Origin of the sequence: Microcella sp., from assembly GCF_046296455.1 — a bacterium.
Classification (GTDB): domain Bacteria; phylum Actinomycetota; class Actinomycetes; order Actinomycetales; family Microbacteriaceae; genus Microcella.
Genome location: NZ_JBKBLF010000008.1, coordinates 102733 through 109666, shown reverse-complemented (window position 1 = coordinate 109666; position 6934 = coordinate 102733). Strand labels below are relative to the sequence as shown.

The 6934-nt window shown below is 70.0% G+C and carries 7 protein-coding genes and 1 tRNA gene; 4 read left to right on the top strand and 4 right to left on the bottom strand.

Annotation, left to right across the window (positions count from 1 at the left end; all coding sequences use genetic code 11):
* Window positions 1-525: 525 nt before the first annotated feature.
* The 3 genes from ACK4HH_RS06210 to ACK4HH_RS06200 all read right to left on the bottom strand — a co-directional run bounded on the left by ACK4HH_RS06210 (window position 526) and on the right by ACK4HH_RS06200 (window position 2346).
* Complete coding sequence (locus ACK4HH_RS06210) at window positions 526-1371, bottom strand: inositol monophosphatase family protein (RefSeq protein ID WP_409649587.1); 846 nt, start codon at window positions 1369-1371, stop codon at window positions 526-528.
* A tRNA-Tyr gene (locus ACK4HH_RS06205) sits at window positions 1371-1455 on the bottom strand. Before ACK4HH_RS06205 ends, ACK4HH_RS06210 begins: the two co-directional genes overlap by 1 nt.
* A gap of 114 nt (window positions 1456-1569) precedes the next feature.
* Window positions 1570-2346: a lytic transglycosylase domain-containing protein gene (locus ACK4HH_RS06200; RefSeq protein ID WP_409649584.1), complete on the bottom strand. Its 777-nt coding sequence runs from the start codon at window positions 2344-2346 to the stop codon at window positions 1570-1572.
* A 61-nt stretch (window positions 2347-2407) separates the two neighbouring features.
* On the opposite strand from ACK4HH_RS06200, the gene ACK4HH_RS06195 reads away from it, so the two are divergent.
* The 4 genes from ACK4HH_RS06195 (at window position 2408) to ACK4HH_RS06180 (ending at window position 5541) form a co-directional block, all read left to right on the top strand.
* Window positions 2408-2896 (top strand): YajQ family cyclic di-GMP-binding protein, encoded by a 489-nt coding sequence (locus ACK4HH_RS06195; RefSeq protein ID WP_409649581.1) that lies wholly within the window; start codon window positions 2408-2410, stop codon window positions 2894-2896.
* A 7-nt stretch (window positions 2897-2903) separates the two neighbouring features.
* Complete coding sequence (gene cls, locus ACK4HH_RS06190; RefSeq protein ID WP_409649578.1) at window positions 2904-4394, top strand: cardiolipin synthase; 1491 nt, start codon at window positions 2904-2906, stop codon at window positions 4392-4394.
* Between the two features lie 45 nt (window positions 4395-4439).
* A complete protein-coding gene (locus ACK4HH_RS06185; protein WP_409649575.1) occupies window positions 4440-4859 on the top strand; it encodes a DUF1801 domain-containing protein in 420 nt (139 codons plus the stop codon).
* 199 nt (window positions 4860-5058) lie between these two features.
* Complete coding sequence (locus ACK4HH_RS06180; protein WP_409649572.1) at window positions 5059-5541, top strand: hypothetical protein; 483 nt, start codon at window positions 5059-5061, stop codon at window positions 5539-5541.
* 3 nt (window positions 5542-5544) lie between these two features.
* On the opposite strand, the gene ACK4HH_RS06175 is transcribed toward ACK4HH_RS06180, so the two are convergent.
* A complete protein-coding gene (locus tag ACK4HH_RS06175; protein WP_409649570.1) occupies window positions 5545-6897 on the bottom strand; it encodes an FAD-dependent oxidoreductase in 1353 nt (450 codons plus the stop codon).
* Between the last annotated feature and the right edge of the window lie 37 nt (window positions 6898-6934).

Below are 6934 nucleotides of genomic sequence, written 5' to 3'. Positions count from 1 at the left end.
GGACGCCCGGCGGCGCGCGGGGCGGACTCGCGTGCCGGCGCGCTACGTCGGGTGCGCCGCACGGGGGCCTCGCCGCGCTCGGCCTCGCGCAGGGCGCGCCGACTGGGCACGATCTCGGTCGATGCCGGGCTGATCGAGACGATCTCAGTGGCCGCGGGGATGACCGGGAGCAGCGCGGAGGAGGGGGCGGCAGGCGCCGCGGCCTCGATCGTCGGGGATTCCTCAGTGAATCCGAGCCCCAGAGACCGGAAAGGGTCTCGGTCGGCGGCTGTTGGTTCCGGTTCGGAACCTCCCGCGCGCCACGGGAACTCATCAGTCACAGTGTCAGTCAGCCTCAGAAGTCGGGTTCAGTGCGGTCAGGGCGCCCGGTGGGGGCCCGCTCGGCTCACGGTCGGATCGAGCGCTGCGCCGGGCATCCGTGCACCACCGACACCGGCGGATTATCACGGATTGGTAAAGCGTAACCCGTGGCCCGCGAGAGCGAAAGTCCGTGAACCCGATTCGGTGCTGGCGCCAAGGCCGCGATCAGGCGCCCGACGCCCGCGGGGGCGAGGGGTGCGCGCCGACCTCGGCGAGCACCGGGGCGAGCTGCTCCGCGAGCTCGGGGTGGGCCGCGAGCAGAAACCGGTGGTCGGCCCGCACACCCGGCAGTCCCGTCACGAGGGAGCCCGCCTCGCTCGCGATGAGGGCGCCGGCGGCGTGGTCCCAGGGGTTGAGGGTGCGCTCGAAGTAGGCGTTGACGCGCCCGCAGGCCACCGCGCACAGGTCGAGCGAGGCCGTGCCCATGCGGCGCACGTCGCGCACGCGCGGCAGCAGTCGGGCGACCGCCGCGCCCTGCTCGGCGCGCGTCTCGGCGAGGTACGCGAAGCCCGTGGCCACGAGCGCCTGCTCGAGCGGTACAGGATCGGCCACCCGGATCGACCGGTCGCCGAGGTGCGCGCCCCCGCCCGCCGATGCGGTGAACAGCTCGCCCGTGGCCGGGTTGACGACGGCGCCCGCGAGCGCCCGCCACGACTGCGGGTCGGCATCGCCCTCGACCACGGCGATGCTCACGGCGTAGTGCGGGATGCCGTAGAGAAAGTTGACGGTGCCGTCGATGGGGTCGACGACCCAGGTGAGGCCGCTCGTGCCGGATCCGCCCCCCGACTCTTCGCCGAAGAAGGCGTCACCGGGGCGCAGCTCGGCGAGGCGACCGCGGATGAACGACTCGGCGTCGCGGTCGACCTGCGTCACGACATCCACCGACGACGACTTCGAGGCCGCCACCTCGACGGCGCCACGCCGCGCCTCGAGAACGAGAGCGCCCGCCTCGAGCGCGACCGCGCGCGCCACCGAAAGCAGCTCGGCAGGAGAGGGGGATGAGGAGGTCATGGTGGCGAGTGAGGGATTCGAACCCCCGAATGCTGAGCAGTCTGATTTACAGTCAGATCCCTTTGGCCGCTTGGGTAACTCGCCGTGTGCGCACTCGACCCGTGTGGTCACCGACCGAAGGCGCTCGTCAAGAATACAAGAGCTGCGCCGCGACGGCGACCACTCAGAATCCGGCGCCGACCCGGCCCGTGGCGGCCCCTATGGCGCCGGCGCCGCGACCGCCGCCTCGGCGTAACGCTGCGCGGCGATCGCGACGGCATCGAGGTAGGCGGGGTCGGAGTTGTACGCCGCGATGCCCGCGCGCCACGATGCCTCGTCGGCGAGCGTCGGCACCGCGCGGCACAGGTAGTTGGCCGCGGCGAGCGACGCGTCGTCGACGTTGTGCGGGTCGGCGACACCGTCTCCGCTGCCATCGACCGCCCAGTTCGCCCAGCTGCCGGGGATGAACTGCAGCGGGCCGACCGCGCGGTCGAACTGCGCGTCACCGTCGAGCGCGCCGCCGTCGGTGTCGTCGATGCGCGCGGTCGAACCGCCGTCGAGCGCGATGCCGATGATGGGCGGGCTCACGGTTCCGTCATCGGCGGTGGATGCTTCGCGGTAGGTGCCGTGGCGCGACTCGACCCAGCCGATGCCGGCGAGCGTGTTCCACCCGAGCCCGCACGCGGGGTCGTCGCCGTGCTTCGCGATCGCCGTGCCGGCATAGGCGGCGAGCACGCGGGGCGGGATGCCCGATCGCTCGGAGACGGCGGCGACCCAGTCGGGGTCGACCCGGCCCGCGACCCCCGCGCGGGTCGCGGGGGCCGACGACGGTGGCAGCGCGGCGGGCGCGACCCAGCGCGGGGCCGGGGCGGCGTCGGAACCGGGTGCGGCATCCACTGCAGGAGCGATCGGGCGCGGGGCGAGCAGCACGGCGACGAGCCCGGCGATGACGGCCGCGCCCAGAACGAGGGCGATGACGAGCGAGCGAGCGGCCATGCGGCCAGTGAATCAGAGACCGCTCGGCCCCCGCTGAGCCCGGCATCGCTAGCATGGCGGCATGGCTGATTCCTCATTCGACATCGTGAGCAAGGTCGACAAGATGGAGGCGGAGAACGCCATCAACCAGGCGCAGAAAGAAGTCGCGCAGCGCTACGACTTCAAGGGCGTCGGGGCCTCGATCGAGTGGAGCGGCGAGAAGCTGCTGCTGAAGGCGAGCGCCGAGGAGCGCGTCAAGGCCGTGCTCGAGGTGCTCGAGGCCAAGATGATCAAGCGCGGCATCGGAATCCGCAGCCTCGACTCGGGCGAGCCCTATGCGAGCGGCAAGGAGTTCCGCATCGAGGTGGGCCTCAAGAACGGCATTTCGAGCGACGACGCGAAGAAGATCGCGAAGATCATCCGCGACGAGGGGCCGAAGAGCGTCAAGAGCCAGATCCAGGGCGACGAGCTGCGCGTGCAGTCGAAGAGCCGCGACGACCTGCAGGCGACGATGGCGCTGCTCAAGGGCAAAGACCTCGACGTGGCGCTGCAGTTCGTCAACTTCCGTTGAGCATGCGATGACCGACGACATCACGATCAGCGGCGCGGGCGCCTGGATCGTGGTGATCGTCTCGGGGCTGCTGCTCGCCCTCATCGTCGGCATCGCGCTGGTGTCGCTCGTGGTGGTGCCGCGCAACCGGCGCCCGCAGTCGGCGCTCGCCTGGTTGCTGCTCATCTACATCTTGCCGCTCATCGGCTTCCTGCTCTTTCTCATGCTCGGCTCGCGGCGGTTGCCGAAGCGGCGGCGGGAGCAGCAGGACGAGATCAACCGCTACATCATCGAGACCACCGAGGGCATGGATCGCGTCAGCAAAGACGCACCGTGGCCGCCGTGGCTCGAACCCATCGTCGAGCTCAACCGCAACCTCGGCGCCATGCCCCTCGTCGGCGGCAACACCGCACGGCTCGTCACCGACTACTCGGCGTCGATCGCCGCGATGACCGAGGCGGTGCGGTCGGCGGTGCGCACCGTGCACGTCGAGTTCTACATCATGTCGGTCGACGACGAGACCGAGCCGTTCTTCGTCGCGCTCGGCGAGGCGGTGCAGCGCGGAGTGACGGTGCGCGTGCTGTACGACCACGTGGCCTCGCTGCGGGTGAGCGGCTACCGGCGGATGCGCCGCCGGCTCGACGCCGTCGGCGCCCAGCACCACCCGATGCTGCCGGTCAAGCCCTTCAGCGGCCAGTGGCAGCGGCCGGATCTGCGCAACCACCGCAAGTTCCTCATCGTCGACGGCGCCGTGGGCTTCACGGGCTCGCAGAACCTCATCGAGCGCGGCTACAAGCGCCGGGCCCGACGCGATGGTTCGCGGCTGGCGTGGAAGGAGGTCATGGTGCGCTTCGAGGGGCCGATCGTGGCCGGCATCGAGGCCCTGTTCGCGACCGACTGGTACAGCGAGACCGACGAGCTGCTGCTGCGCGAGACCGTGATCCCGCCCGAGATCGACCCGGGGCAGGGGCTCGACGCCCAGGTGGTGCCGAGCGGCCCGGCGTTCGAGGGCGAGAACAACCTGCGCCTGTTCAATTCGCTCGTCTACGCCGCGCAAGAGCAGATCCAGATCTGCTCGCCCTACTTCGTTCCCGACGAGTCGATGCTCTACGCGATCACGACGGCCGCGCAGAGCGGGCTCGATGTGCAGCTCTTCGTCTCGGAGGTCGGCGACCAGACCCTCGTCTTTCACGCGCAGCGCTCGTACTACGAGGAGCTGCTGCGCGCGGGCGTGCGCATTTGGCTCTACCGCTCGCCGACGGTGCTGCACGCCAAGCACTTCACGATCGACGACCAGGTGGCGATCATCGGCTCGAGCAACATGGACATGCGGTCGTTCAGCCTCAACCTCGAGGTCTCGGTCATGGTGCGCGGCGAGTCGATCATTCGCGAGCTGCGCGCCATCGAGCAGTCGTACCGCGAGAACTCGCACGAGCTGACCCTCGAGCAGTGGCTGCGGCGCCCCGCCCACATGCGCGTCTTCGACGACCTGGCCCGCGTCACCGCGACGGTGCAGTAGCGCTGCCCACTCGCACCCGACGTGCGGGGCGGGTAGCGTGCTCGCATGACGCAGAAGACGCTGCCCACCGACGTACCTGTCGACGAGTTCTTGGCGACGCTGGATGCCCGGCGCAGTGCCGAGGGCGCCGAGCTCGTCGAGATCTTCCGCGCCGTGACCGGGGCCGAGCCCGTCATGTGGGGGCCGTCGATGATCGGCTTCGGCACCTACGCGTACCACTACGCGAGCGGCCACGAGGGCATCTGGCCGCGCGCCGCCTTCTCGCCCCGCAAGGCCAAGCTGTCGTTCTACGGACTGCAGACCCACCCCGACGCCGCTGCCGTTCTCGAGCGACTGGGCTCGCACACGACCGGAGTCGACTGCGTCTACGTCACCCGGCTCTCGGCGATCGACCTCGATGCGTTGCGCGAGCTCATCGCCCTCGGCTGGGCCGTGACGGCCGACACCGCCGTCGACCCCCACTAGCCCCACCCCGGGTTCCTTCCACAACTTCGGAGTGGAAGTCGGCGACGGGGGTTCGCTGCTCCCACTCCGAAGTTGTGGAAGTCGGGCGGTAATTGGAAGTGCAGGGCCCGTCCTCCACCGCGCAGGACGGGAGCACCGGGGTTCACGTTCGCGCAGCCATGGCGGCAACCGTCGGCGACAGAACACCACACTCACCACCATGCGCGGCTTTCATTCGTTCGACGAGTACATCTCCCATCAGGGCGGAGTGATGTCACGGAGCGAGCTGCTCGACGCCGGATGGAGCGCCGACGAGGTACGGCTCGGCGTGCGCTACGGCACGCTTCACCGGTTGTGCCGCGGGTGGTATGGCGCACGTGATCTACCCGCGGCCGTGACGAGCGCGTGGGCGCACGGCGGGCCGCTCGCGTGCGTGAGTGCGCTGCACTTTCTCGACATCATCGACGCCAATGCCGCCGCCCTCGAGCAGCCGCACGTGTGCCGTCCGGCACGAGCCCACCGGCTCCGATACGCAACGATGGCCACCATCCACTGGTCAGACGAGGCGTACCGCTCAGGCACCCGCTGGAGCGTCGCCCCAGAGACCGCACTGCAACAAGCGGCGCGATGCGCGCCCGATGCACTGCCCGACAGCGAGCAATCGCGCCGACCACGCTCGCGCTGGCTCGACGGTCTCGAGTGAGGCTCAGTCGCGCGAGATGCGGATCATCTCGTCGCGCGGCACGACCTTGACGCGCTCGCGGCCGTGCGGCGCACCGAGCGCCTGCTCGTGCGCATCGAGGCGGTGCCACCCGTCGAGGTTCGTGTAGAGCACGCCGCGCCCGTCGAGCAGGTCGACGACCGACTGCTCGTCGGGGTCGCTCGGCGCCCACCACGAAGCCTGGTCGGTCACGAGGTGCTGGATGGTCTCCATGGCGTCGCTCTTGGTGTGGCCGATGAGGCCGACCGGCCCGCGCTTGATCCAGCCCGTTGCGTAGACGCCCGGCACCTTCTGGTTGTCGTCGCCGAGCACCTGGCCCTCGTGGTTCGGGATCACGCCGTGGCGCTCGTCGAAGGGGATACCGTCGAGCGGCGAGCCGAAGTATCCGACTGCGCGGTAGACCGACTGCACGGCGACCTCGCGGATCTCGCCCGTGCCCTCGACGCCGCCGTGGCCGTCGGGGCGCGTGCGCTCGTAGCGGAAGCCCGCGACGCGGCCCTCGGCATCCGTCAGCACCTCGAGGGGCTTGGCATAGAAGTGCAGGTGCAACCGGCGCGAGGCCGAGCCGGTCTCGCGCGCGCGCCACTGCGTGAAGATGCGGTCGATGACCGTGATCTGCTTGTTCGTCTCGATCGCGCGGCGCGAGGCCTCGTCGTAGTCGAAGTCCTCTTCGTGCACGATCATGTCGACATCGCGCAGCTCACCGAGCTCGCGCAGCTCGAGCGGCGTGAACTTCACCTGCATGGGGCCGCGGCGGCCGAAGACGTGCACATCGGTCACGGGCGAGGCGAGCAGGCCCTGGTAGACGTTGTCGGGGATCTCGGTGGGCAGCAGGTCTTCGGGGTGCTTCGCGAGCACGCGGGCGACGTCGAGGGCGACATTGCCGTTGCCGATGACGGCGACCGACGAGGCCTCGAGCGGCCACTCGCGGGGCACGTCGGGGTGCCCGTCGTACCAGCTGACGAAGTCGGCCGCGCCGTAGCTGCCGAGCGCGTCGATTCCGGGGATGTCGAGAGCAGCATCCCGAATCGCCCCCGTCGAGAAGATGACCGCGTGGTAGTGCCGGCGCAAGTCGTCGAGCGTGATGTCGGTGCCGTAGTGCACGTTGCCGAAGATGCGGATATCGCCCGAGTCGAGCACCTCGCGCAGGGCGTTGATGATGCCCTTGATGCGCGGGTGGTCGGGCGCGACGCCGTAGCGCACCAGGCCGTAGGGCGCGGGAAGCTGCTCGAAGAGGTCGATCGAGACGTCGAACGCCCGCTCGTGCTTGAGCAGGATGTCAGCGGCGTAGATGCCGGCGGGGCCGGCTCCGACGATGGCGAGCCTGAGCTTGGTCATGCGCGTGCGGGTTCTTTCTGTGCGGGGTGGTGGTGAG